The organism is Methylocystis sp. JR02, assembly GCF_030063565.1.
Classification (GTDB): domain Bacteria; phylum Pseudomonadota; class Alphaproteobacteria; order Rhizobiales; family Beijerinckiaceae; genus Methylocystis; species Methylocystis iwaonis.
Map to the genome: position 1 here is coordinate 97,629 of NZ_JASIRC010000001.1, position 23,475 is coordinate 121,103.

A 23,475-nucleotide genomic window follows, 5' to 3' on the forward strand; every position below is an offset into this window, starting at 1 on the left:
CCTGCGAACTGTAGCATCTTCGAGAGTGGCCGAATGGTCTATAACTGTATTAATAATTCTGCTTATTATAATTTGGATTATTTTTCGCTCGATATGTTTGATTGCGCCAAGCTCGCTCTTGAAGGGCGTCTCGATCCTTTCGGGGCCGCCGGAACGGCGGCGGCGGACCCGTATGACTTCTGGGTGTTCAACTGGCACTTCATAACAATGGCGCCGCATCTGGATTTGGCGAGCATCGGCAGGCTGCCCGGGCTCAAATTCTGCATTTTGCTCGAATTAGAGCCTGGAAACCCACTGCGTCACGTCGCGCTCGACGTTTTCGACGGCTATATCGCGCTCGATCCGACGACGCTGGCGACCGGGAAGATTTTTCCGTTTCCAAGACCGCTGGAGGGCGAGCCACGTCGATTCCCCCACGTGCCGCGCGATGTTCCCATCATCAGCTCTTTCGGCTTCGGCACGCCCGGCAAGGGGTTCGAACTGGTGGTCGATGCCGTCAACCGAGAATTCGAGCGGGCCATCGTCCGCGTGAATGTCCCGCAAGGGGCGTACACCTCTTCGTCCGACGACATACACGGTAAGGATTATCCGAGAAGTCTCGCGTCGGTATGCGAACGGATCGCCAAGCCGGGGATCGAGGTCCGCTTCACCTTCGATTTCATGACGCCCGAGAATTTGCTGGACTGGTGCAGCGAGAGCGATCTCAATTGCTTTCTGTATACGCGCCGTCAGTCCGGCCTATCGGCGACCACCGATCAGGCGATCATGTCCGGGCGGCCGCTACTGACGGGCACAAACGACACTTTCCGGCATATTCACCACTATATTCCCCCATATCCGGTCATGAGCCTGCGCCAAGCCATGGAGACCAGCGCGCCGCTCGTCCGTCGCATCCAGGACGATTGGTCGCGGGAGTCCTTCAGGAGGACGTTCGAGCGAATGCTGATGACTTTCGGATCGATAACGCTGGGCGAGGCGGAGAAAACCGCGCCGGCCCTGTGGAACAATCACCCGACGAAAGTCCTGGTCGCGTCGATCCGCAATGTGAACCGCGGTGACCTCCGCGCCTTCGAAACGAGGCTCGCCGATAGTCTCGACAGGTCGGGTTCATATGAAATCTCCCGCGCCCATTGTCGCGACATTCGGGACCTGCGGCGCAGCGTTCTTTCGCAAAAGCCGTGGGCCGTGATCCTCGTGGACTTCCCCTACGATGCGGTCGGTCTCGCGCGCGCCGTGGCGACTGTCGCCGGGCCCAAGATTCTCCTGAGAGACGATTGCGGCGGCGAAATCCGTCACGTCGACGGGCTGACCATCGCGCCGCGTCGCCCGATCGTTCCTTATTATACGACCTTCGTCGGACTGCGTCACGGCAGGAGGGTCTGGCTGATCGGCTTCGCCGCTGCGAGCTCCAATCTGGAAGAGGTTGTCGCCAAGCTCGGGCGAGAATTGGGGCAGGCGGAGATACTGCTCGAGGCGCCGCCCGCGGAAAGGGCCGCGCTCGAAGCGCGCATCGCATCGCTGTCGGAAATCGACGACGAGAGCGAATTATGGTTCACGATCGCCGCTCTCCCCCGACGTGGAAGCGACGTCGTCGAGCTGCTCGCGGGAGATTCGCTGATCGTCGTCTTCAACGATCCGGCGCGCTCCGACGAGCTCGAGAGCGTGAGCTGCCTCGCGATGGCCACCGAGCGCGCCGTCGTCTTCACCCGCGCGGCGCCATTCCCGCGCTTTCTCGGCGGTGGGAGCCATATAGAGGATTTTTCGTTTCCAGACCTCATCGACAAAGGGGTTCAGGCGAATATCAATCTCCTCTCGGATTTCGGAGAATGGCGGACATTCGCGAATATCGAGCGGCTGTTTTTCGAAGATCGATTCGAGTCGGCGTCGCAAGAAATCTCATGGGATGAACTGCTCGCGCTCGATGACGCTTCGTTCATCGCCGCCGCCTATCGCGCGCTTCTCGGGCGAGAGGCCGATCCGGAAGGGACGACATTTCAATTGGGGCGGTTGGCCGCGAACGTCTCGAGACCCGGGCTGCTGGGAGAGATCTTTTTCTCGGCCGAAGGTCTCGTGCATCTGGCCGAGCGCATCGGACCGGTCACGCCTCTCGATAGCGTCTTGAGTCTCGAAGGCGAGGCCTTCGTCCGGGGCGCATATCGATTTTTCCTTGGTCGAGAGCCCGATGACGGCGGCTTCGCCTATATGACGGGGCGTCTCGGCGAGGGGACGTCGAAATTGGCGCTCGCCGGCGAAATGCTGCTGTCGGTCGAAGGGCGCGCTCGCCTCGAAAGACGCACCGCCCACACGATCGATCTCGACCGGCTGGCGACGCTCGAAGGAGCCGATTTCGTCGCCGCCGCATATCGGTCCATCGTGGAGCGCGCAGCCGATCCGGAGGGACTCGCTTATTTCAGCGGATATCTGAATTCCGGTTTGTCCAAGACGGTAGTGATCGGCTCCCTGTTGCTGTCCGACGAAGGTCTCGCGCGCATGTCGGAATGGACAGAAGCGCCGGCGGAAGTCGAACGGCTGTCGGGCGGCGAAGGAGAAGAGTTCATCAGCGCCGCCTATCGCAGCTTCTTCGGACGAGAACCCGACGAGGGCGGCCGCACCCATTTTCTGAAGCGCCTCGAGGACGGCGTATCGAAAGTCGAGGTGGCCGCAGAGCTGCTGCTGTCGCCGGAAAGCCTCGCATATAGATCCCGTCCGCTCGTGGACGATATATCCGATCTGGCCGAAGCGAGTTTGGATGTCGACCCGGCGATGGGCGTAGAATGGGGGCAGCTTCAAACGAGCGAAGGCGAAGATTTTGTGCACAGGGCGCATTGGACGATCCTGGGACGCAGCCCGACCGTGGAGGAGTTCCTCCGATTCTCCGACCGGTTGAACCGGGGGGAGGCAAAAACGGCCCTCGTCGGCGAGCTGATGCTGTCGCAGGAAGGCTTCGCCCGCATGGAGGAGGAGCGGCCGGAGTTCGCCCTGGGCTTGAACGAGCTGGCATCGGAGAGCGTTCGTTTTGTTTGCTCCGCCTATCGCAACCTACTCGGACGCGCAGCCGAGCGCGACGCTCAACTCCACAATAGCGCCCGTCTGGAAAACGGCCTGCGACAGACGGAGTTCGTCGGCGAATTGCTCCTTTCGTTAGAGGGCTCGGCCTTCGTGTCGCGGCTTCCGAGAAGCGAGGCGGCGCCCGGAGGCGTCGAATGGGGCGCGCTGCCAGGAAGCGAAGGCGAGAATCTCGGCCATAGCGCGTATTGGAGGATTTTGGGTCGGAGCCCCACTCCGGAAGAGCTCCACCGTTTCATCGGCCGCCTGCATCAAGGGGAGACGAAAGCCGCTCTCGTCGGCGAGTTGCTGCTTTCGGAAGAATGTCTGTCTCGCATCGAGCGGGAGCCCGATTTGACCACGAGACTGCGGCTGCTGACGGCTTCGGACGATGATCGATTCATAGACGGCGCGTATCACAATGTCCTCGGACGAGCCCCCGAACCGGGAGCTCTGACTGATAATTGCAGTCGTCTGAACCGCGGCCTGAGCAGGACAGGACTTGTCGGCGAGTTGCTCTTGTCGGCGGAGAGCCTCGTCTTCGTGTCGCGGTTTCCGCGCAAATGGAGACCTCAGAAAAAAGCGAAGACGGCGACGAGGGGCCGCGTCGAGATGTCCCTTCCCTCTGCCGAATTCTTGGAGGAATCGCCGACGGATCCCGTCGAGTGGGGCGACCTTCCGACTAAAGAGGGCGCAGACTTCATCCGCCACTTGTATCGACGGATTTTGGGACGAGGTCCCGCTCGCGAGGAGTTCGATGATTATCTCGGCCGTCTGAGGCAAGGCGAATCGAAAGCCGCACTTGCCGGGCGATTGCTGCTGTCTCCGCAAGGCTTGGCCCAAACGGAACAGATCCGGCCGGACGTCGCCGCCAGATTGCGCGAATTGTCCGAACCGGACAACGCTCGCTTTATCGAGGTCGTCTACCGAAGCCTTCTCGGACGCGCCCCGGAGCAGCAGGCGCTGACCCATAATTGCGATCGTCTGGGCCTCGGATTGAGCCGGAACGAAATTGTCGGCGAAGTGCTCATGTCCAGAGAAGGGATCGCGTTCCTCTCCAAGCCGTCTTTGTTGGAGACGGCAACCGACGAGTCGTCGAAGAAACCGGCGGCGCCGGAGCCGATAATTTTGCGGGAGACGCAGAAAGAGCGGAGACTCTTCGTGCTCGTCGGCGTGAGTAGCGGCGAGACGGCGACGCCTCAACGTCTCGCTCTCGGCCTCGGGCGGCAGTTGCTCGCATTGCATGAGTCGGTTCGCTTTGTCATATGGAGCCCCGAGGCCAGGAAGTTTCGACTGCTCTTTCGCGACGAGTTGAACGGTCTCGAATGGACGGAGAGCTCGGCGCGTCGTCTTTCGGTTCATCCCAGCCGAGGCGAACGTCATATCGTTCTGGACGAGACATCGTCGAGCGACGGGGACTGGCTGCTCGTTCCCCACGCCGTGCGCGTCAAGCCCGACATCGCCCATCTCTACGAAATGAACATCATTATCGAAGCGCGCCGGCTCGGGCTTCGCACGGGGTTCGTTTTCCATGGTGCCGAACCGCTGCGCCGCGGATCTTGCGCCGGCGACGAGGCCGAGGCGCACGAGCTCTATATGCAGGCGCTGTTGCTTGCCGACCTCGTCGTTCCTGTCTCGACCCTCGCCGAGAACGACCTGATCAGCTTTTTCGTCCAGCACCAAAGGGCTGCGTTCGCTCCACTGATCCGGAAAATTCCTCTTCTCGTGAAGGACGACGATTTATTCACCGACGAGAAGGGTCAGCAGGACTATGCGCGCCGCTTCCTCGGCTTGCTGAGCGAAGTGACAGACAGCCACTTTCCGGTCGCATCGCTCTATCTCTGCCTCGGCTCTGCGATCCTTCGAGAGGAGACGCTTTCCGGCTTCGCGAGGAGCTTGGCGCGCGCGCTCAGGGATCGCGGGATCGATCTGATCCCCGCTGTGTGGGACGCTGCGGGCAAGCGGCTGGTCGAGCCGGAGACGCAAGCACTCGCTCGCTGGGATCGCGGGGCCCAGCCGGATGATCGGACGACGTGGATCGAGCCGAAAAGCGCGGACGCGCCATGCTGGGTATTGAGCCTTCTCGACCTCGGAGACGAACCTGCGCGCGAGATGGCCGCCTATTGCCGTGGCATCGGACTGCGCTTGGTGGCGCTGTTGCCCGAGGCCGAGGAAGAGGCGGAGGCGAAGGGCCATTTCGAGACCCTTGTCGAATTCGACAAGGTCCTTGCCATGTCTGAGAGGAGTTTAGATCAATTCTACCGCTTCCTCCTCTCATGGCCCAACAAGCTCGTCTGCGCGGAAGATCGTTTCAAGGCGCTCCCTTCGCCCAACGAAATTCTCGGGTTGCCGCGACGCGGAGCGCCCAAGAAGGCGATGCAACCGCGTTTCCGTGTTCTGGCCGTGGAGTCTGCCGATCGGCAAATCGGGGTCGAAATATTGGCCGAGGCGGCCGCCAAAGCGGCCGAGCGATCTTCTGCGCCATTGACGTTGACGGTCGCGAGCATGTCGCAATCCGGAGCGTCTTCGGCGCCTCGGGGAGCCGCCGGTGTCGAATTCCGCCTCGAGACCAATATCGATGAGAGCAAGCTGGATCGTCTGATTGACGACGCTGACATCGTCGTGTGTCCCGATCCGAAAGGCGTTCTCTCGCCCGTGGTCGTAAGGAGTCTCTGGAGTGGGGTTCCGTGCATCGTCGTCACGCGAGATCCGCGCGAGCGGTCTGCACGCGGCCTCATTTTTGTAGCCTCGGACGACCCTACGGCTCTCTCCAACGCGATTGAGAGGTTGACCGACGAACAGTGGCGAAACTGTTTGGCTAGGGAGGCGCTGGGACAACCTGTGCGGTCGTGGGCGACTTACGCGCGAGACATTCTGACGGAACTCGCGGCTGATCGCGCCATTGACTCGTTGCGCAAGCTCGACAAACGGCCGACCCGCGATATCTACGCTACACTCGCCAATCTGCGACGCCGGCCGAAACTGTCAATTTGCATCAGCACCTACAAACGCGCGGGATGGATTGCCCTCAATCTGAGAAATCTCTTCACTCAGATCGGAGCCCCGCGACCGGACCTCGAGGTCGTCGTGGTCGACAACGCGTCGCCCGACGACACTCCCGAAGCGGTTCGCCCTTATCTTGGCCGATCCGATTTTCGATATTTCCGCAATCCGAAAAACGTGGGCATGCTCGGCAATCTCGCCGTTACGGCTCAAAGAGCAAGAGGCGAATATTTCTGGATTCTCGGCGACGACGATCTCACGCGAGACGGCGTGATCGACCGTGTTATGGGAATTCTAAACGAGTGCCCGGATATCAGCCTCATTTACATGAATTATGGATATAGCTCGGAGCAGGATCCGGGCTCCATTGCCGATCTGCAAGCATATCTTGACGGCTATAATGTGCTGGAGCCGGCAGGCCCAGACGAAGCCGCTCCGGTCAAGCGCTTGGCTGCGAAATGCGAGAATTTTTTTACGGCAATCTATTCCCATGTCTATCGTCGCGATCATGGGATCAGGTCGTACTGCCAGGATACGAGTGGCAGAATTTTCGCGACGATGCGGGCCTGTGTTCCGACAGCCTATTATGTCCTAAATTATATGGCGGATGAACCAGCCTATTGGATCGGAACGCCCTCACTCGTCGTCAATTCGAATGTTTCCTGGGCTGCCTATGGACCTATGCTCGACCTCGAACATCTGCCCCGTTCATGGGACCTCGCGGAAAGAGTCGGATGCGATCCCGCGGACGTCGATAGACGTCGAGCGAACCGGCTCTGGCTGGTCGAAATGATGTGGAGGGACATCTTCGAAAACGACACCGTCGGCAATAGCGCGTATTGTTCGGCTCCGCGCATCCTCATGCGGCTCAAACATCTGAAGGCGCTGTCCGAGCGTATTCCCGAGATGCGGAAAATCTACGAGGGAGCCTACGCAGCGGGTCAATTCGGCGCCTTATGGAAGCCAGAAGAATTGTTCGCCGCGTTCGAAGGCAGATGAATGGTCGCGATATTAAGAGAAACCATGTCGCAGTGTCAGGAGCGATCTTGGCCTGAGAATATCCGATCGGAATCGAAAAAGCCACGAAACTGCGTCTTCCTCACTTTCTGTTGCGGTGGCCGCTACACAGGAATTACGCGCGCACGGAGGATGAACCGCGCCTGGATTGCCGGAGGCTCCAACCTGAGAGGGTGTGGCCATGGATACGAAGAAGAAGACATCGAACAGATTTTCACCCTCACCCAGCCATGGAGATGAGCCTCAAGCGATTCCCCTGCCCGGCCGTCGGTTTGCTTGACAATGGCTCAAATACAGGACTAGGCATAGCAAAAGATCAAGGTCAGAAGGTCGAGGATCTGAAATATGGCAAAACGTATTGAAAAATGCAGAGTGAGCGGTTCGACAAATCTGATTTCCGTGTTGTCCCTGGGCGATCAGGCGCTCACCGGCGTGTTTCCTGCGAGTAACTCTACCCCTGTGACAGTCGGCCCGCTCGAACTGGTATGGTGCCCGGATTCGGGGCTGCTGCAGCTCGCGCACAGCTACGACGCGGATGAGATGTACGGCGAGAACTACGGTTATCGCTCCGGCCTCAACCAGTCGATGGTTCATCACCTGACGCGGAAAATCGGGAAGATGGAGAAGGTCGTAGGGCTGGAGTCCGGAGACACCGTCCTCGACATCGGCTCGAACGATTCGACCTCGCTGCGGGCGTACTCGACGCCGGGCCTGCGGCGGATCGGCATAGATCCGACTGGGAAGAAATTCCAAAAGTACTATCCGGACGACGTCACGCTAGTGCCGGATTTCTTTTCCGCAGAAGTTTTCAATAAGGCATCGAGGAACAAGGCGAAGATCGTCACGTCGATCGCGATGTTCTACGACCTGGAGCAGCCGGTGGCGTTCGCCCGACAGGTCGCCGATGTGCTTGCCCCCGACGGCGTTTGGCATTTCGAGCAGAGCTATATGCCTTCGATGCTGCGGATGACCTCCTATGACACGATCTGTCATGAACATATCGAATATTATTCGTTGGCGGCGGTTCTTAACATACTAGACGCGGCGAACTTGAAAATTCTCGACGTTCAGATGAACGCGGTGAATGGCGGAAGTTTCGCGGTCACGGCGGCCCACAAAAGCTCTGTGCGTCAAGTCAATGCGGCTGTCGTCGATTGGCTCTTGGATCAAGAGGAGCGAATGGGGCTCAGGACGCCTCGACCGTATCGCGAGTTCGAGGAGCGGGTGTTTAGGCATCGCGAAGATCTGCGCAGGCTCCTGCTCGCGTTGCGAGCCGACAACAAACGCATCCTCGGCTATGGCGCGTCGACCAAAGGGAACGTCGTGCTGCAGTTTTGTAACATCGGGCCAGACCTCGTCGAGGCTGTCGCAGAGGTCAACCCCGACAAATTTGGTTGTGTCACCCCCGGAACGCATATTCCGATTATTTCAGAAGCCGAGGCGCGAGCCATGAACCCGGACTATTTTCTCGTGTTGCCCTGGCATTTCAAGGAAGGCATTTTGCAACGAGAACAAGAGTTCATCGCTCGCGGCGGCAAGCTAATTTTTCCCTTCCCGGAAATCGAGATCGTGTGATGGTTGGAGAGGCAAAATCTGGAAGGTGTCGCGATGAACACGCGTCGTCACTTTAGACGTAGCGACAATGGCGATAGCCTCCGAGGTGGTCTCGCAGCCTCATGTAGCGGCTTTCAGGGCTTCTATCATCTGTCTTCGAGAGGACGTCGAGGGATGATGAGATGAGCGTCGCGACCGAAGGACTTGTGCGATGTATCTATGGTCACGTCTTGAATCGCCCTCCAAGCGGAACGGAGCTCGGGTATTGGGCATCGATCGTCGAGACCCAGGGCGCTCAAATCGTTTTCGAGTTGATAAGCGAGTCCATGGAAGCCAATTCCATTCGGCGCGAGGCCGAGAAGAAATTCGAGAAGCGGCGCCTAAATCACTTTGCCCAATCACGACAGAACACTCTGCTCGCGGATCGCCATCTGGACGATCTAATTGCCGAAGTCGTGTCGCGACCTGTCAATTTCGCCTTCTTTGGTTTTGACAGCGCCGCTTTCCCCGCGGCTATTCATCGTCGACTCGGCAGCTCACGATGGATATCGCTCGGGACACATAATGACGTCGATGACGATAAAATCGTGGATGTCGCCGTTTGTGGCCCTACGGAAATTTCCGCTATATCTCGTTCCGAGAATAGCCGTGCTCTGCGCGCCAAGCTGCTTTTGTTTGCGTTGAACGGCTTCTCCTACGAGCACAGTTCACTGAGTTTCGCTTTTCGCGTGTGCAGAGACGAGCAACTCCAACAGTTAACGCGACAATTGGAGCAATTGCTTGAGGGGTCTTTTGTGAGATGGCCGGAAATCTCGGGAATGTCGGTAGCGAACGGTAGCAGCCGCCACCCCGTGCTTCTTTTCGAAAGGAAGAAGGTAGCTTCTTTCCCTCCAATATTGGACGAGAATTTCGTTCAATTCAGTCTCGCGAAGCTCGCGCTCTGCCATTACATCGTAAGCGCTAGGGCACTGGCCTGTAGAGCGCTCGACGAGTTAGATCGACGCGCCGGATCAAATTTTTGCCAACGATATGCTGCGATCGCTGGGCTTCTCGAAACGTAATCGGTCGTGTTGGGTGTCGATGTGCCAGAGTACATAGTTCCATCGACATTCAGCACCGACCATTTCTATCCGCATCCTGCTGTTGGAGGCCTAGGTGTAGGATGATCATCCAGCACCTTTCGGTGACGCGGCCTTTAAGCTCCTCGACCGAAAGGCGATACATGACGAAAATTCTTCCGGTCATCATGTGCGGCGGCGAGGGCACGCGCGTATGGCTGCGAATCGCGGGAGACACTCCCGAAGCAATTCATTCCTCTCATCGGCGAGAAGTCGACCTTCCAGATGACCATAGAGACGCTGTTGGACGAAGCTTTCGACACGCCCGTCGTCATCTCCAACGCCGACCATCGCTTACTCGTCACCGATCAGACTGAGAACGATCGGCGCCTCGGCCAACATCGTGCTTGAGCCGACGCGACGTGATTCAGCCGCCGCTGTCGCCGTGGCCGCCGCCGTCGCCGCCCGCCGCTCGCCGCAGACGATTGTCGTCGTGCTCGCCGCCGACCATGTCGTGCGCGACCGGCAAGGCTTGGTCGAGCTCTGCAAGAAGGCAGCGTCGTCCTCGCATGGGGCGGCGAGGACCATCGGCTGCGCTGGCTCGGCGTCGCCGGCGATGTGCATCTGCTCGACGGCGATCTCGGCTATCTCTCGAGCCTGTTGCGCATCGTGCAGGAGGTGAAGCCCGACGAGGTCTACAATCTCGCGGCGCAGTCCTTAGTCGCCTCCTCCTGGCGGCAGCCCATTCTCACCGCCAACATCACCGCCGTCGCCGTCGCCAATATGCTTGAGGCGATGCGGCTCGGAGCGCCCGGCGCGCGCTTCTATCAGGCCCCCTTCTCCGAAATGTACGGCCTCATCCAGGAGCCGATAGAGCGAGACGACGCCCTTCTATCCGCGTTCGCCTTACGCCGTCACAAAGCTCTAGGGACATTGGGTCACGGTAAAATTATCGCGAGAGCTTCGGCCTGCACGCCTCCTCGGGCATTCTCTTCAATCACGAGAGCCCGCTGCGGGCACCGAATTCGTCACCCGCAAGGTGACCGACGGCGTCGCGCGCATCAAGCTCGACCTCGCGAAAGAGCTGCCCCTCGGCAACATAGACGCCAAGCGCGACTGGGGCCATGCGCGCGACTATGTGCGGGCCATGTGGCTGATGCTGCAGCAGGAAGCGCCGGACGATTATGTGGTGCGACCGGCGTCACCACGACAGTGCGCTACATGTGCCGCATCGCTTTCGCCCATGCCGGCCTCGACATAGAGGCGCATGTGGTGAACGATCCGAATTTCTACCGCCAGGGAAGGTCAATATTCTGCTCGGCGACAGCTCCAAGGTGCACAAAGCGCTGGGCTGGGCTCCGCAGATCTCGCTCGACCAGCTCATTCGCGAAATGGTCGACAACGATGTCGAACGGTTAAAGCAAGGCAGGGGAATCGCTGCAGGTTAACGAGAGGCGTGTCGGATGAGGGCTTGGAGATAGTCCTGGTTGAGATTTGCGAGCTTTCGCCGGGCCTTGAGGCTGTGCCGATCTTTTGGGTTGCGGACGATGTTCATGGCCATGTGTTTGTCGACCGCCATGTTCTGCGGGCTGTGTCCGCTTCGCAGGCGGACGAGGTCGTCGTGGAAAACGACATCGAGCATCCAGTGGATGCCGGTTCTCGACGCCCCAATGGACTCGCGCCACGGCGGCGAAGGCCTTGGCGTCGAGCGGCGTCGAGGAGAGATAGTAATGCCGCTCCGTCGCCGGGGAGCCGTTGCGCTCGACGCGGGTCTCGATCATGCCGGTCATAGCGAGATGCGGAAGCGCTGGACTGGATTTCCCAATTCTGGACATTGAAGTCCTTGCCGCAGGTTGTCGCGGGCGTCGAACCGACGCAATGCCTCGGAGAGGATCAGTTCGCACCGAGCAAGTATAGAGCCGTTGGCGGAACTGCGCCCGAAATCTGGAGCTCCGTGATGGTTGCCTGGTCCTCATGAAATCCGAACCCATCGCACGGCCATCCTCAAAATTTGCGGCGCAACCCTGGTCGGGACATCGTCGAATCCGGCTTCAGGTGCGATCGTCCGGACACGGTGGACGCGCCAATAGTCGGGTGGTATCAGGGGCGAAGTCGGTACGACGAGCCGAGCACCGAGTTCACTGAAATCACGCATTCGCGCTGATGAGCCATGCAGAGCCAGGCGGGAGAGCGTCAGCGACGATCTATGCAAACGGGGAAGCGGATGGAGACGTTCAAACGCCTTCTGATGACAGGAGCCGGAGGGTTTGTCGGTTCGCATCTGGCTCCCGCGCTGGCCGCCGCCTATCCCGATGCGGAACGTATAGCGCTGAGGCGACCGGGTTCGAGGCACGAAATCGCCGGATGGACGTCAATCAGCTGCGATTTGACCGATCTCGCCGGAGTGCGCGAGGCGGTCAGATATGCGCGACCCGACCTCGTCGTGCATCTCGCCGCGCAGGCCTCGATGATGCGCTCGATCCAGGGTGCCGAACAAACCTGGCGAGCCAATTTCATCGGAACCCTCAATCTGGGCTACACGTTGATCGAACATGCGCCCCATGCGTTGTTTTTCTTCACCTCGAGCGCGACGGTCTATGGGGCGAGCTATCGAAACGGCGTCGTCGACGAAGAGACGCCCTTGCTGCCGATCGACGCCTACAGCAACGCTAAGCTCGCCGCCGAGCGAGCGCTGGCTGATATCCTTCCAGACACGGCGCGCCTCGTCATCGCCCGTCCTGTCAATCATTCGGGGCCGGGGCAAGACTGCCGCTATTTCGCGCTGCCTTCTTTCGCCGCGCAGATCGCGCGGATCGAACAGGGATTAGCCGAACCGCGCATCAAGGTCGGCGATCTCTCCAAGGCGCGCGATTTTCTCGATGTGCGGGACGTGGTCCGTGCCTACATGCAGCTGATCGAGACGGGCTCTCCGCCGCTTGAGCAAATCGCTTGCTTCAATGTCTCTTCCGGCGAGCCTCACACGATGCAGTCTTTTCTCGATTTGATGCGCGCCCAGGCGACGACCCCCTTCGACGTCGTCGTGGATCCGAGCCTCATCCGTCCGTCAGTTACCGATGTGCCGGTCACGGCGTGCCGATCGACCCGCCTGCGTGAAGCGACAGGATGGTCCCCGCGTTACTCCATGGCCGATGTCACTCTGTCCTTGCTGGAGCACTGGCGACTCGAAACGGCGCGCTCCAGGAGCGAACGCAGGACGACCGCCGACTAGCCCGCTCCAGCGGGACGTGAAATAGGCCGCACAGCGACCAGCGGGCGGGTCTTTCACAGGCAATCGTATCGGACGCGGAAGATTGTCGCCAGACGCTATCCGCGAAGTGGATCTGAAAAGGTGAGTTCAGCTCATGAAGCCTGCCAAAGCTCGCGTGAAACGATTCGAGGGGTGTTTCGACGGCTATTTGAACAATCTGTTGCGCGGATGGGCGTTCGACATCGAAAATATCAATTCGCAGGTCACCGTGGCGGCTTTTGTGAACGGCAGGCTCTATAGCGAATGCCGCAGCGACTTGTTTCGCGATGATCTGTTGCGCGCCGGCAAGGGCAAGAATGGCTGCTGCGCTTTCGAGATTCCATTCGATCCATTCGCGGTGATGGCTGACGAGCGAGTCGACGCTCTCACCGTCGAGATCGTCATTACGGATGGTGAGAATCTACTGCTCGGACGTCAACAGTTTCCAGGCGGAGCGCATGAGACCTTCAACGTATCGCACAAGCCGCTTCACACGCTCGTATCGGACAAGCTGATATCGACTTTCGAAAACTTGAAGCGGAAGGGCCGCTCTCTGGGGTCCCGCCCGGCCATTCCTATCGCTACAGAATCCTCCGCCTTGAACCAGAGGGTCGTGCGATCTCTGGAAGAGCGATTACAGGCCACCCGCGGCGGTCGCCAAAGCGATCTGCGATATCGTGTCGTCGGTCATTTCGACGACCACTATTCTCTATCGGTCGTCAACCGTGGGATCGCGCTCTCCCTCCGTGATGTCGCCGATTGCTCGATCTACCATGTGCACGGGTCCCCGATCGACGGTCCGCTCAACGCCGTGCCTACCAATGAATTCGCCCGACTCGAAGCGATGCTGACCCGATGGGACTGCGAGGACGAAGACGCCAACAAGCGCATTTCGATCTGCCATCACTACCCTCCCATTGAGGATCCACATCCCGCTCATTTACGGCTTGCGATGTTCTTCTGGGAGGAGAGCGTCGTTCCGACCGAGCTCATCGAACATTTCAATTCGAAATTCGACGGACTGCTCGTCGCGAGTCGCTTCGTGAAAAAGGTCTTGCGCGATTCTGGATGCGCCTTGCCGATCGAAATCACGCCGCTGGGCGTTGATCATATCATCGGCGCAGAAGGCGGCTCGTCCGTCGCCGACGGACAAAGAGACGACGTCCCTTATCGATTCCTGCATGTTTCCTCCTGCTTTGCGAGAAAGGGAATCGACGCGCTCTTGCAGGCCTATTTCGAAGAATTTTCGGGCAATGATAGCGTCGAACTCTATATCAAGACTTTTCGCAATCCTCACAACGACATTCATGGCAGAATCGATCGATTGCGGGCGTCACACGCGAATCCGCCGCAGGTCATCGTCGATGAAGAGTTCATGAACGAGGCGCAGTTGGTCGCCCTCTATCGATCCTGCGGGGCCGTGGTTCTGCCGACGCGCGGCGAAGGCTTCAATCTGCCGGCCGCCGAGGCGATGGCCCTCGGGCGACCCGTGATCGCCACAGGCTATAGCGCTCAAATCGATTTCCTCAATGAGGACACGGGTTGGACCATCGATTATGCCCTCTCGTCGGCCGCCGGGCATCTGTCTGCACCGGATTCGTTCTGGGCGGAGCCGAACGTCGCCCATTTGCGGCGGTTACTGAGAGGATTCTTTGCGTTCGACGAGGGACGTGGCTCTTTCGTCGACGCACGGATGAAGCTCGACGCGAGGCGATTTCAGCAGACGATCAACAAAGGGCTCCTGCAGATCAGGAAGAGCTACCGATGGAATCGCGCGGCCGCCACGATCGACGTCTTCGCGCGCAATCTGCTCGAACGTCGGGAACGCTCCGAACGGCGTCCAAGAATCGCCTGGGTCTCGAGCTGGAACGTGCGCTGCGGCATAGCGGAATATTCGAGGCACCTCGTCGATCGCTTAAACGCCCAGTTCGAAATCGTGCATATTTGCGACCGGCGGACGCCGCCGGCCGAGAATATCTATCCGCTCTACGATCAGGATTCGAGCGATTCCTTTCTCGACGTGCACGAGTTTCTGCTGGCACAGAGCTTCGACGCCGTCGTCATCCAGCATCATCCGACCTTTTTCGACATTTCCGGAGACGCGGCGGCCCGGCTCGCTGACATTCAAACATTTTGTCCCGTCTTCCTGTTTTTCCATTCGACCAGATTTCTTCGATCGCTCCCCGATGAGGATACTCATCGCATAGCTCGCATGCTCGCGGAGTTGGAAGGCCTCTTCGTCCATACGCTGGAAGACGTCAATCTGCTCAAGGCGGTGGGATTGATCCAGAATGTCTGTCTCTTTCCGCATGGCATTGAGGCACCGGATGACCTCGACGAGCTGATGTCGAATGGAGCGGATCGAAACAGCATAGCCGACGAGTTCGCGCGCCTCGACGCGCGAAAGGGGTCGGCGAGCGCCGCCAAATTCTTGGCCCAGTCCCTGCGCAAAGCGGATTTCTGGATCGGGACTTTCGGTTTTCTCTTGCCGCATAAGCGCAACAAGGAGCTGTTGGCGGCGCTTCGTCTCGTTCACGACAGCGGTCTCACGGGCGTAAAGCTTCTCTTCCTGTGCGCGGCGCTCGATCAGAGAAGCATAGAGGAGGCCAATGCGCTGATCGCTGCCGCTGAGGCGTCGGGGCTCGCAAATGACGTCGCCATTGTCACGGACTTCTTGCCGATCGAGCAATCAATGAGATTGCTGAGCGCCGCCGATCTCCTCGCCTTCGCTTACCAGGGAACGACGGAGTCGGCGAGCGGCGCCGCGCGGGTCGCCTTGTCTACAGGCCGGCCGGTGCTGACCACTCCCGAGCCTATTTTCGAGAGCCTCGGACCGACCGTTCATCGGTCGGCGGGATGGAGCGTGGAGGCGATCGCCACAGCGATCATCGCCTTGGCGCGAGATCGGGTCGCACTCGGTTCGACCGAAGACGCACAGCGGACATGGATTCGCTTGTATTCCTATTCGCGCTTGACCACGCGCTTGTCGAACATTCTCAAAGGTTCGATCGCAGATTTTCGTCCGCGGAGCGTCGATGTCGCTCGCGGAATCGCTTTGACGCGAAGTTCCATAGATATCGTCGCGCCTTTGTGTCCGCCGGGAATTCGCTATCCAGAGCAAGGCGCAATGTTCGGATGGCGCGAGAAGTTGATCGCGCTCGACGCGGATTCAACCATTCTTCGCGACGAACTCGATGAAGCGAAGCCGACGGTATTTGTCCGCTGGAACGCCGATCGCCTCTGGCTGGAGGCACCGAACGAAATTGGCGTATCGACGCCGCTGCATTTGCATCGAGACCTGCGCCACTGTCTCGACCACAGCGCATTGATCCTATCCGAAATTTCGCGCGCGGCATTGTCGACGAAGCAGAGCGCAGCGCTGCTGCTTTACGCGCGTCGCCATGGCCTTCGTGTGGCGCTCGTCATGGTCCCGAGCAACCGGGCCTCTTTCGACCAAAGCGCGTTTCTCGCGGACGTTCTTCTTTTCGCTGGCGAGGCTGAGAGAAAGACTTGGCTGCGCAGTGCTATGCAGGCGACGAGCTGGCGCGAACGTTCGCGGGTCGTTTCTCTGCTACCGCAGCTCCACATTCTCGGAGAGCGCGCGTTGTCCTATTTGCACGAGAGCGCGACTCTGAGAATGGTGACGATCTATTCGAACGGATCGAGCAATCCGCTGTTGGATGCATTGGGTCGACGTGCGGCGCAAATCAATGCGAGCGCCGGTCGCGACGTCTTGCGCTTCGATCGCGAGGCGTCAATTCCGGCAGAGGATGATTCCGACTGGGCTATCGCGGTCATCGGCGCGCCGGAAGCGCAGCGAAACTGTCCTGTGTTTGAAGCAAATCGAGGGCGGCGCCGGTGGATCGGCGTCGTCGCTCAGGAAACGTCGGAAGAACTACGGAATCGGGAGGCGGTCCTCTCGTTCATTGCGGCAACGGAGAGATTCGAGCTTCTGATCTTCACTTCTGCGCCGGATTATAGGAGAACGCTCGCGAAGATTTGCGCACATGGCGATATCATCGCTTTGCTACGTCGCAAATGCGTTCTCTTGGAGAGCGCCGTCGCCCGGAACGACGAAGAACTGGTGGAGCGTTTCGCTCGCGTGCTCAGGCTACGAAAGCCGACGCCGAGTACCGCCTTGTGGAAGGCTTTTCCAAAATTGAGCGCTCGGCCTTTCGAAAGGAGCCGAAAGAAGCTTTCGGTTTGTGTTTCGACTTACAATCGTGCGCATTGGCTGAGAGTGACCATTCCTCTATGGGCTGCGGACATCGCGCGCTACCGCAGGCAGGTCGAGTTCGTCGTCGTCGACAATGCGTCGACCGACGACACGGAACTCGTGATGCTCGATTTATCCACGCGCTTCGATATCGTCTACCATAGAAATTCGAAAAACGTGGGCATGCTCGGAAACCTCGCAGTGACGGCGGAGCACGCGTCGGGCGATTATGTTTGGATTCTCGGTGACGACGATCTGGTGAAGCCCGGAACAGTAGGTAACCTTCTCAAGGTTATCAATCGTCATCCGCGAACCGAGCTGATCTATCTGAACTACTCTTATACGCACTTTGACAGTCCTGACGATTTGAAAGACGTCGACGAGCTGATGAGAAGCGCGACCGCGATCGCTGAGCCGACCGAGTCGAAATTCCATGAGAAGATCGTCGAATTTGCAGCGCATAACGAAAACTTCTTCACGGCGATCTACGCCTGCGTATTCAGGCGCGACCACGCGTTGGGAGCATTTTGTCAATTCACCGACGATCCACCTTTTTCCAGCATGCGGAGCTGTATTCCGACGACGAAATATGTTCTGGAGAACATGTTGGATCGGCCCGGGTTCTGGGTTGGCTCGACGCAACTCGTCGTCAACATGAATGTCTCGTGGATCAGATATGCGCCGATTTGGCACATGGAGCGTCTCGTAGAAGTGTTTGATCTCGCTGAAGAGAGAGGGGTGCCGCCCGAGAAAATCATGCGTTATAGGCGCTCGAATATCGGCCAAGTGTTGCATTTCCTTCCAAAGATCTTCGAGGAGAATGACGTATACGTTGCGGAGATCGTCAATATGCAACGCTATATCGAGTCCGCAAAAAGGGTCGATCGTTTTGCTGGAGCTGCGGACGAGTTGCTTCGGAAATATGAAACAGGGCGCCGAAAGGGACGCCTTTTTGATACTCGATCACTATCGACGACATCCTTGCGCGTTGTTTACGGCATCGAGTCCGTTTCGGACGGCCGTCGTGTAAATTTCACGAACGGCCACGAATTTGGGTTCGGGCGTTCTTTGGTTTAGGCGGCGGCAAGCCACCGAGGCCAGCGATATTACGTAAGCGGTGCGGCCGTGCCAGCTGTGGACGGCGGGGGCTGGGCAATCGACCTCGGATCGGACGGATGGCCTCGTGCTTTTGAGGAGCGACGCGTAGGGCCAGTTGGGATTACCGTGAGCTTATTGCGGCAGCGGCGAGATGGATCATGGCGGAGAAGCTCTGATCTGTCTTGTCGGGTCGCATCGCGATGCGCTTGAACGTAAGCGTTCACTCGGCGCCATTTTGGCGGCGCGGGGCGCGGAATTGGTAGCGGTAGACATGGATAGCAACATCTATGTCTACGCCTATGCGCAGAATGATACGAGCCAGTTCATCGAGGTACGCGCCGAACGTCTCGAAGGAGCACCGGTTGGAGAACGCCGATGTTGGTCGGAGGACTTCAAGGACCGAGCGATCACCGCGTCGCTGGAGCCCGGCACGAATGTCTCGGCGCTGGCGCGGACGCTCGATGTCACGCCGTCGCAACTTATCGGGTGGCGACGCGCCGCCGCTCTCCGCGCGGAAAAGATCGAGCGCCAGGCGCCGGCGGAGCCGCGTGCGGCAAAGACGCGGCGCGTGGAGACGGAGTTCGGCGGGGCGGTTGTGCGGGTGAACGCGGACATTTCGGAAGCCGACCTTCGCCGCCTGCTGCGCGCGGTGCGAGAGGCATGCTCCCGCCTGGCGCACGGGTGCTGCTGCAGGCAGCGGCCGTGGATTTCCGGAAAGGTCCAGAAAGATTGGTTTCCTTCGTTCGGCCCGCCGGGGCCGATCCGTTCGACGGCTCCCTCTATGTTTTCCGAGCGAAAAGAGCCGACCGGATCAAGATCGTGTGGTGGGGCGGTTCGAGTCTTTCTCTTTTCGCCAAGCGCCTCGAGCACTCGCATTTTTGCTGGCCGACAGCGGGGAGCCACGAGATCCGTCTGAGCTACGCGCAAGTCATGGCGCTGGTCGAAGACTCGATTGGCGGCGGGTTCGGGCGGTGGAGGCGCGGGCGCCGCAGAGCGCCGGCTGACCTTGGAAAAGACGCGCCGGAAGCGTTGAAAAGTCCATAAAATTCGGGACTTTCAGCGACGAAAGCGGTACCCTGCGCAGCATGATCGAGCGCTTCGACGAGCTTCCTGACGACGTCGATGAACTAAAAAGGCGCTGGCGCTCGATGCCTTGGCGCGCGTCGTTCAGAGACCGACGCGCAGGCATTGCGTTCGCAAACATCCAGCCTGACGGCGAAGGTCGAAGATCTCACGCAAACGAATGCGGCGGCGAAAGCCGAGATCGATCGGCCGACCTCGATCATCAAGACGCTTCATCGCGACCGCTTCGGGAAACATTCCGAAAAGCTCGGCGCCGACGACGCCGAGCAACAGAGGTCGTGTTCGAGGAAGTCGAAACCGGCCTCGCGGCGATCGACGCGCGTTTGGCCGCGAAGGCGGATTCCAACCCGCGCAAGGCGCCTCGCGAGAAGCCGCGGTTTCCCTCGCATCTGGTGCGGGTCGAGGAAATCCTGGAGCCGGAGGTCCTTGAGGAGCTCCAAGGCAAGGAGCGGGTCGAGATCGGGCGGGAGCTTGAACTCTTTGAGCTTACCGAAGAAATATTCGATCAGATGCCGCCATTTATATATTTCCAGATCGATTTTGCGCGGCTGGCTGCGGCGCGGGTGGGTCGACGAGCATGAAGCGACGCTGTGCGAGATCCGCTGCGATCTGCGCGATATTCTCACGCCAAGTTTGGTTCCTGACACCGGGTCTAAAGGCCGCAATCGCTGGGAGACGCGAAAGCTTTCGGTCTTTCCAGTGAAGGCGTGATTCCGCTAAACGCGGTGGGAGCCGCTCATCAAGACCGTGTTGCGGTTGGAGCGCACGGTCTGCCGGCGACCGGTCTCTGCAAGCTGACGACCGAGATCGTCTTTTGGGTGTCCTCGGCGGCCGGCCCGAGGCCGGAACGCTGGAACGAATGGATCAGAGGCCATTGGCGTATCGAGTACGGTAGCCACTATGTGCGCGACGTGGCGTTCGCGGAGGATGCTTCGCGCATTCGCAAAAATCCAGACATCGTCGCGCGACTCCGTTCCTTCGCCTATAATCTTCTGCGTGCCGACGGTTGCGACAACATCAAGAACGCCAGATGGCGCGTCGCTCTCGATATCCGAGCAGTCTTCGAAATTCAGGGAGTTTTTGAGAAACGAACAGCCCTGATCGATCTATCGCCTCAACGACGCCCGAGCGGCGACCAAGCGAGAGTTAAATATCTCGACTTCGTCTACGGTCATCGAAGAAAAGAGCTATTCGAGATCATAGGATGAGGAAAACATGGTTTTTTCGAATGACTCTTCCGTCAAGTTTATTGAAGCTATTGCTTGTAGTCACGCCATAACCGACTTCGTTACAAGCAATAAATGAGGAACTGCATGCGCGCGTGCCGATCAACGAACTGGACGCACGCTTGTCAACGATGACTTCTTTTGGGTAGAAAAAACCGATCAGACCTTCGACGCGATTGTGTTCTTTGAATCCTTCCACCACTGCTGGAGTTTCGAAATTGCTTCGGTCTCTGCACCGTGTATTAAAGCCCGGTGGCGAAATATATTTTGGCGCAGAGTCTATCAATAATGATTTTACGGTTCCTCGGGGGTACTCCTCGATGGAGAATCGCTTTTCGTCGCGCGGAAATGGGGGTGGATGGAACTAGGCTTTCATACCGATTTTTTTGAGGAGTTGCTGTGGCGGACTGGTTGGATTGGACGCTGTGTGCATCCTCACTTCTGGGTTGCGAGGGCGATCCACTCGTGTTGCCCGCGACCGATCCGAGGCTTCAGTCGCAGATCGGCATAAAAGAAGACGGCCTTTTGCATATAGATGCTCCGGGTCACGAAGGAGATCGCCACTTCGGGCTATTCGGGCCATATCTCGAATTACCGAAAGGGGACTTTCGAGCCGAGTTGCAACTGGTCGCCAGGGCCCCGCCCCCTAAAGGGGGGACAATCATCATTGATGTATGCCGAGATGCGGGACAACTGACGCTGTGTTCACGGGAGTGCTCGGACGATGAAATAGCTGGTGTATCAATTCGAGTCGACTTTTCCATCGCTCCGAGAGTCAAGGATCTGGAAATCCGCCTAAACGTGCCCGGCGGGTTTTCCGGCTCGATTAAGCAGTTGTCGATCCGGGCCTTGGGGCAGGGCTGTTTAGTTCCCTGAGCTTCAGCAGCAGTTTTCCGATTCCCATCGCAGCAGATGGGTGAATCTCTAGGCGACAACCCGAGTCAGAGGTTGTTGCCATGCAGATGTCGCTGCTCGAGATTTGGCATGAAATCCCGCGCTCGAAGGACAGGAACCGCCGCAGAAAATCGAGCCGCTGCTCGCCCCAGAGGCGGATTTCGACGAAATCCTCCATTCCGCAGAGCGTCGCGCAGAGAACCAGCAGCAAAATCTCCGGAAGCGGGTAGACCACCCGCCATTGCTGGCACGGGTCCGACAGCGCCGAAAAATGATCGAGCAGAGAGGCAGACGGTGAAACTGCGGGCATGGAGCTCTCCAAATCATCGGAGCCCCTTATGAATCACGTTTTCTCCATAACCGTCCCTGCCTCGACCTGAAGCGATTGCCCTGCTCCGGCGACGAGGCCTGCTTGACACGGCTCTATTCGCTCAGCGACGCTGACCGCGATTTCCTCTCCTCGAAACGCGGTGCCCGTAATCAACTCGGCGTGGCCGTGCAGATCAGCCTGCTCAGATATCCGGGGGTCGAACGGCGCCTCGAAAGCGAGCCGCCCGCAGCCTTGATCCAATTTGTCGCCCACCAGATCGGCGCGCCATGACCGGTTTTCCGCGACTACGCCCGTCGCGACACGACTCGCCGCGCGCACTGTGCGGAGGCGGCGAAACATCTCGGACTGCGGCCATGCACGAGCGCCGATCGCCTGGCTCAGGACTGGGCAGAAGCTCCTGTCGCATCAAATCTCATGGCGATCCTGGAACGCTTGGCCTACGTGCGCGCCATCGGGCTCGACCCCAAGATCACCGAGCGGGTGTCCGAGTGGCGGTTCGGCCAATTGGCGCGCGAGGGAGCTGTTGCGCCGGCCTTTATTCTCGACGAATATGGACCGCGCCACCGTCGCGCCACGCTCGTGGCCCAATTGCTCGAACTCGAAACACGCCTGTCGGACGCGGCCGTCGGTATGTTCGACCGGCTGATCCTCGGCCTTTTCACCAAGGCGCGCAAGAGCGTCGAGCGCCGCTATCAGGCGACAGCGAAGGAGGTCGCCAATTTGATGCGCATGCTTTCGTCGACGATCGAAGCTCGGATGCGAAACGCGATCCCTTCGAGGCGCTCGACAAGGAGATCGGCTGGAGCCGTTTGCTCGCCGCCAAGCCGGTGGCCGCCGAACTCGGGCGGAAAGCCGACGAAGATCCGCTCATCTAGGCATGCGATCAATATATGACAGTTCGCCGTTTCGCGCCGAAGTTTCTCGGGAGTTTCACGTTTCGAGCCGCCTCGGACAAGAACGCCTTGCTGTCGGCGGTCGAACCGTTGAAACCATTGAATGAAGGACCGCGCGGAGCGATGCCCGAAAAGGCGCCGCTGTCGTTTCTGCCGAAAGCTTGGCAGCGCCTCATTGTCAAAGAGGGCGTCGTCGATCGCCGTTAATATGAAATCGCGACGCTCGCCGTTCTGTGCCGCCGGCTGGCTTCCGGTGACATCTGGATCGAGGGAACCGGAAATTATCAGCAGTTCGGCTGTTATCTCCTGGCAAAAGCCGATGTCGCCGAAAACGCCAAGACGTTGGCCGTTCCGGCGGAATGTGAGGATTATCTGCGGGAACGTAGCCGCCTCCTCGATTGGCGCCTACGCCGTTTCGCCAATGCCCTGCGTCTTGATCGCGTGGCGGGCGTCGTGCTTCGAAACGGCGTTCTTCGCGTGGCGCCGACGCAAGCGATCACACCGCTGGAAGCCGAGCGTTTGGACAGAGCACTGGATCGGCTGATGCCGCGCGTTCGCATTACCGAGCTTCTGCATGAAGTTGCCCGCCGTACCGGCTTTGCGCATGCCTTCACCGACCTTCGTTCCGGAAAGCCCGTCGACCACCTTGGTCTCGAACGGATGGCCCATGCCTCGCAGGTGATCAAGGCGCAGCTCGCGTGGATTCATACGTGGCATTTGCGCGAGGAAACGTATCGGTCGGCGCTCAAGGCGATTATCAACGCCCACCACGCCGAGCCCATGGCGGCGATTTGGGGCGCTCGCGAAACA

General features: G+C 59.1%; 15 protein-coding genes and 7 pseudogenes. 18 read left to right on the forward strand and 4 right to left on the reverse strand.

Annotation, left to right across the window (positions count from 1 at the left end):
• Nucleotides 1–33: 33 nt before the first annotated feature.
• The 8 genes and pseudogenes from QNA11_RS00460 to QNA11_RS00495 all read left to right on the forward strand — a co-directional run bounded on the left by QNA11_RS00460 (nucleotide 34) and on the right by QNA11_RS00495 (nucleotide 11,125).
• Nucleotides 34–7,047 carry a DUF4214 domain-containing protein gene (locus tag QNA11_RS00460; protein ID WP_283481520.1) on the forward strand — a complete coding sequence of 2,338 codons (7,014 nt, stop codon included), beginning with the start codon at nucleotides 34–36 and terminating at the stop codon, nucleotides 7,045–7,047.
• A 363-nt stretch (nucleotides 7,048–7,410) separates the two neighbouring features.
• A complete protein-coding gene (locus QNA11_RS00465) occupies nucleotides 7,411–8,640 on the forward strand; it encodes a class I SAM-dependent methyltransferase (RefSeq protein WP_283481521.1) in 1,230 nt (409 codons plus the stop codon).
• A gap of 161 nt (nucleotides 8,641–8,801) precedes the next feature.
• A complete protein-coding gene (locus tag QNA11_RS00470) occupies nucleotides 8,802–9,680 on the forward strand; it encodes a hypothetical protein (RefSeq protein ID WP_283481522.1) in 879 nt (292 codons plus the stop codon).
• 282 nt (nucleotides 9,681–9,962) lie between these two features.
• On the forward strand, nucleotides 9,963–10,088 hold the full coding sequence (locus tag QNA11_RS00475) for a hypothetical protein (protein WP_283481523.1): 126 nt from the start codon (nucleotides 9,963–9,965) through the stop codon (nucleotides 10,086–10,088).
• A 34-nt stretch (nucleotides 10,089–10,122) separates the two neighbouring features.
• Nucleotides 10,123–10,359, forward strand: coding sequence for a hypothetical protein (locus QNA11_RS00480; RefSeq protein ID WP_502867547.1), 237 nt, complete (start codon nucleotides 10,123–10,125; stop codon nucleotides 10,357–10,359).
• A pseudogene (locus tag QNA11_RS00485) lies at nucleotides 10,347–10,502 on the forward strand (GDP-mannose 4,6-dehydratase); the annotation flags it as partial. The gene QNA11_RS00480 and the pseudogene QNA11_RS00485, both read left to right, overlap by 13 nt.
• 166 nt (nucleotides 10,503–10,668) lie before the next feature.
• A pseudogene (locus QNA11_RS00490) lies at nucleotides 10,669–10,938 on the forward strand (GDP-mannose 4,6-dehydratase); the annotation flags it as partial.
• Nucleotides 10,862–11,125, forward strand: a complete 264-nt coding sequence (locus tag QNA11_RS00495; protein WP_283481525.1) for a GDP-mannose 4,6-dehydratase — start codon at nucleotides 10,862–10,864, stop codon at nucleotides 11,123–11,125. The pseudogene QNA11_RS00490 and the gene QNA11_RS00495, both read left to right, overlap by 77 nt.
• On the opposite strand, the gene QNA11_RS00500 is transcribed toward QNA11_RS00495, so the two are convergent.
• Nucleotides 11,122–11,319 (reverse strand): hypothetical protein, encoded by a 198-nt coding sequence (locus tag QNA11_RS00500; RefSeq protein ID WP_283481526.1) that lies wholly within the window; start codon nucleotides 11,317–11,319, stop codon nucleotides 11,122–11,124. The genes QNA11_RS00495 and QNA11_RS00500 overlap by 4 nt on opposite strands.
• A 606-nt stretch (nucleotides 11,320–11,925) precedes the next feature.
• Between QNA11_RS00500 and QNA11_RS00505 the strand changes: the two genes are divergently transcribed.
• Nucleotides 11,926–12,906 (forward strand): GDP-mannose 4,6-dehydratase, encoded by a 981-nt coding sequence (locus QNA11_RS00505; RefSeq protein WP_283484134.1) that lies wholly within the window; start codon nucleotides 11,926–11,928, stop codon nucleotides 12,904–12,906.
• Between the two features lie 958 nt (nucleotides 12,907–13,864).
• Here the strand turns inward: QNA11_RS00505 and QNA11_RS00510 are convergent.
• Entirely contained in the window at nucleotides 13,865–14,233 is a 369-nt protein-coding gene (locus tag QNA11_RS00510; RefSeq protein WP_283481527.1) for a hypothetical protein, read from the reverse strand.
• Here QNA11_RS00510 and QNA11_RS20675 point away from each other — a divergent pair.
• Nucleotides 14,147–14,416 (forward strand): annotated as a pseudogene (locus tag QNA11_RS20675) (glycosyltransferase); the annotation flags it as partial. The gene QNA11_RS00510 and the pseudogene QNA11_RS20675 sit on opposite strands and share 87 nt — an antisense overlap.
• A gap of 423 nt (nucleotides 14,417–14,839) precedes the next feature.
• On the opposite strand, the gene QNA11_RS00520 reads toward QNA11_RS20675, so the two are convergent.
• The gene (locus QNA11_RS00520) at nucleotides 14,840–15,460 is read right to left on the reverse strand and encodes a hypothetical protein (RefSeq protein WP_283481529.1); all 621 of its coding nucleotides are present in this window, start codon (nucleotides 15,458–15,460) and stop codon (nucleotides 14,840–14,842) included.
• A 1,674-nt stretch (nucleotides 15,461–17,134) separates the two neighbouring features.
• Between QNA11_RS00520 and QNA11_RS20680 the strand changes: the two are divergent.
• The 5 genes and pseudogenes from QNA11_RS20680 to QNA11_RS00535 all read left to right on the forward strand — a co-directional run.
• A pseudogene (locus QNA11_RS20680) lies at nucleotides 17,135–18,217 on the forward strand (glycosyltransferase family 2 protein); the annotation flags it as partial.
• A gap of 292 nt (nucleotides 18,218–18,509) precedes the next feature.
• A pseudogene (locus tag QNA11_RS20685) lies at nucleotides 18,510–18,794 on the forward strand (transposase); the annotation flags it as partial.
• 104 nt (nucleotides 18,795–18,898) lie between these two features.
• The gene (tnpB, locus tag QNA11_RS20690; protein ID WP_502867548.1) at nucleotides 18,899–19,282 is read left to right on the forward strand and encodes an IS66 family insertion sequence element accessory protein TnpB; all 384 of its coding nucleotides are present in this window, start codon (nucleotides 18,899–18,901) and stop codon (nucleotides 19,280–19,282) included.
• A 317-nt stretch (nucleotides 19,283–19,599) separates the two neighbouring features.
• The gene (locus tag QNA11_RS00530; RefSeq protein WP_283481531.1) at nucleotides 19,600–19,902 is read left to right on the forward strand and encodes a hypothetical protein; all 303 of its coding nucleotides are present in this window, start codon (nucleotides 19,600–19,602) and stop codon (nucleotides 19,900–19,902) included.
• 126 nt (nucleotides 19,903–20,028) lie between these two features.
• Nucleotides 20,029–20,529: a hypothetical protein gene (locus tag QNA11_RS00535; RefSeq protein ID WP_283481532.1), complete on the forward strand. Its 501-nt coding sequence runs from the start codon at nucleotides 20,029–20,031 to the stop codon at nucleotides 20,527–20,529.
• Between the two features lie 970 nt (nucleotides 20,530–21,499).
• On the opposite strand, the pseudogene QNA11_RS00540 reads toward QNA11_RS00535, so the two are convergent.
• A pseudogene (locus QNA11_RS00540) lies at nucleotides 21,500–21,751 on the reverse strand (transposase family protein); the annotation flags it as partial.
• A 15-nt stretch (nucleotides 21,752–21,766) separates the two neighbouring features.
• Here QNA11_RS00540 and QNA11_RS00545 point away from each other — a divergent pair.
• The 3 genes and pseudogenes from QNA11_RS00545 to QNA11_RS20695 all read left to right on the forward strand — a co-directional run.
• Nucleotides 21,767–22,042 carry a DUF4158 domain-containing protein gene (locus tag QNA11_RS00545; RefSeq protein ID WP_502867549.1) on the forward strand — a complete coding sequence of 92 codons (276 nt, stop codon included), beginning with the start codon at nucleotides 21,767–21,769 and terminating at the stop codon, nucleotides 22,040–22,042.
• A gap of 144 nt (nucleotides 22,043–22,186) precedes the next feature.
• The gene (locus QNA11_RS00550; RefSeq protein WP_283481533.1) at nucleotides 22,187–22,666 is read left to right on the forward strand and encodes a hypothetical protein; all 480 of its coding nucleotides are present in this window, start codon (nucleotides 22,187–22,189) and stop codon (nucleotides 22,664–22,666) included.
• Between the two features lie 542 nt (nucleotides 22,667–23,208).
• Nucleotides 23,209–23,448, forward strand: a pseudogene (locus tag QNA11_RS20695) (Tn3 family transposase); the annotation flags it as partial.
• Nucleotides 23,449–23,475 lie beyond the last annotated feature (27 nt).

Excerpts from the sequence above, each read along its gene's own strand:
- QNA11_RS00495 (WP_283481525.1), top strand. The coding sequence starts at position 10,862 with ATGTGGTGCGACCGGCGTCACCACGACAGTGCGCTACATGTGCCGCAT.
- tnpB (WP_502867548.1), top strand. The coding sequence starts at position 18,899 with ATGCTCCCGCCTGGCGCACGGGTGCTGCTGCAGGCAGCGGCCGTGGAT.
- QNA11_RS00460 (WP_283481520.1), top strand. The coding sequence starts at position 34 with ATGGTCTATAACTGTATTAATAATTCTGCTTATTATAATTTGGATTAT.
- QNA11_RS00505 (WP_283484134.1), top strand. The coding sequence starts at position 11,926 with ATGACAGGAGCCGGAGGGTTTGTCGGTTCGCATCTGGCTCCCGCGCTG.
- QNA11_RS00510 (WP_283481527.1), bottom strand. The coding sequence starts at position 14,233 with ATGAATGTCGTTGTGAGGATTGCGAAAAGTCTTGATATAGAGTTCGAC.
- QNA11_RS00475 (WP_283481523.1), top strand. The coding sequence starts at position 9,963 with ATGACCATAGAGACGCTGTTGGACGAAGCTTTCGACACGCCCGTCGTC.
- QNA11_RS00465 (WP_283481521.1), top strand. The coding sequence starts at position 7,411 with ATGGCAAAACGTATTGAAAAATGCAGAGTGAGCGGTTCGACAAATCTG.
- QNA11_RS00500 (WP_283481526.1), bottom strand. The coding sequence starts at position 11,319 with ATGCTCGATGTCGTTTTCCACGACGACCTCGTCCGCCTGCGAAGCGGA.
- QNA11_RS00550 (WP_283481533.1), top strand. The coding sequence starts at position 22,187 with ATGGCGATCCTGGAACGCTTGGCCTACGTGCGCGCCATCGGGCTCGAC.
- QNA11_RS00470 (WP_283481522.1), top strand. The coding sequence starts at position 8,802 with ATGAGCGTCGCGACCGAAGGACTTGTGCGATGTATCTATGGTCACGTC.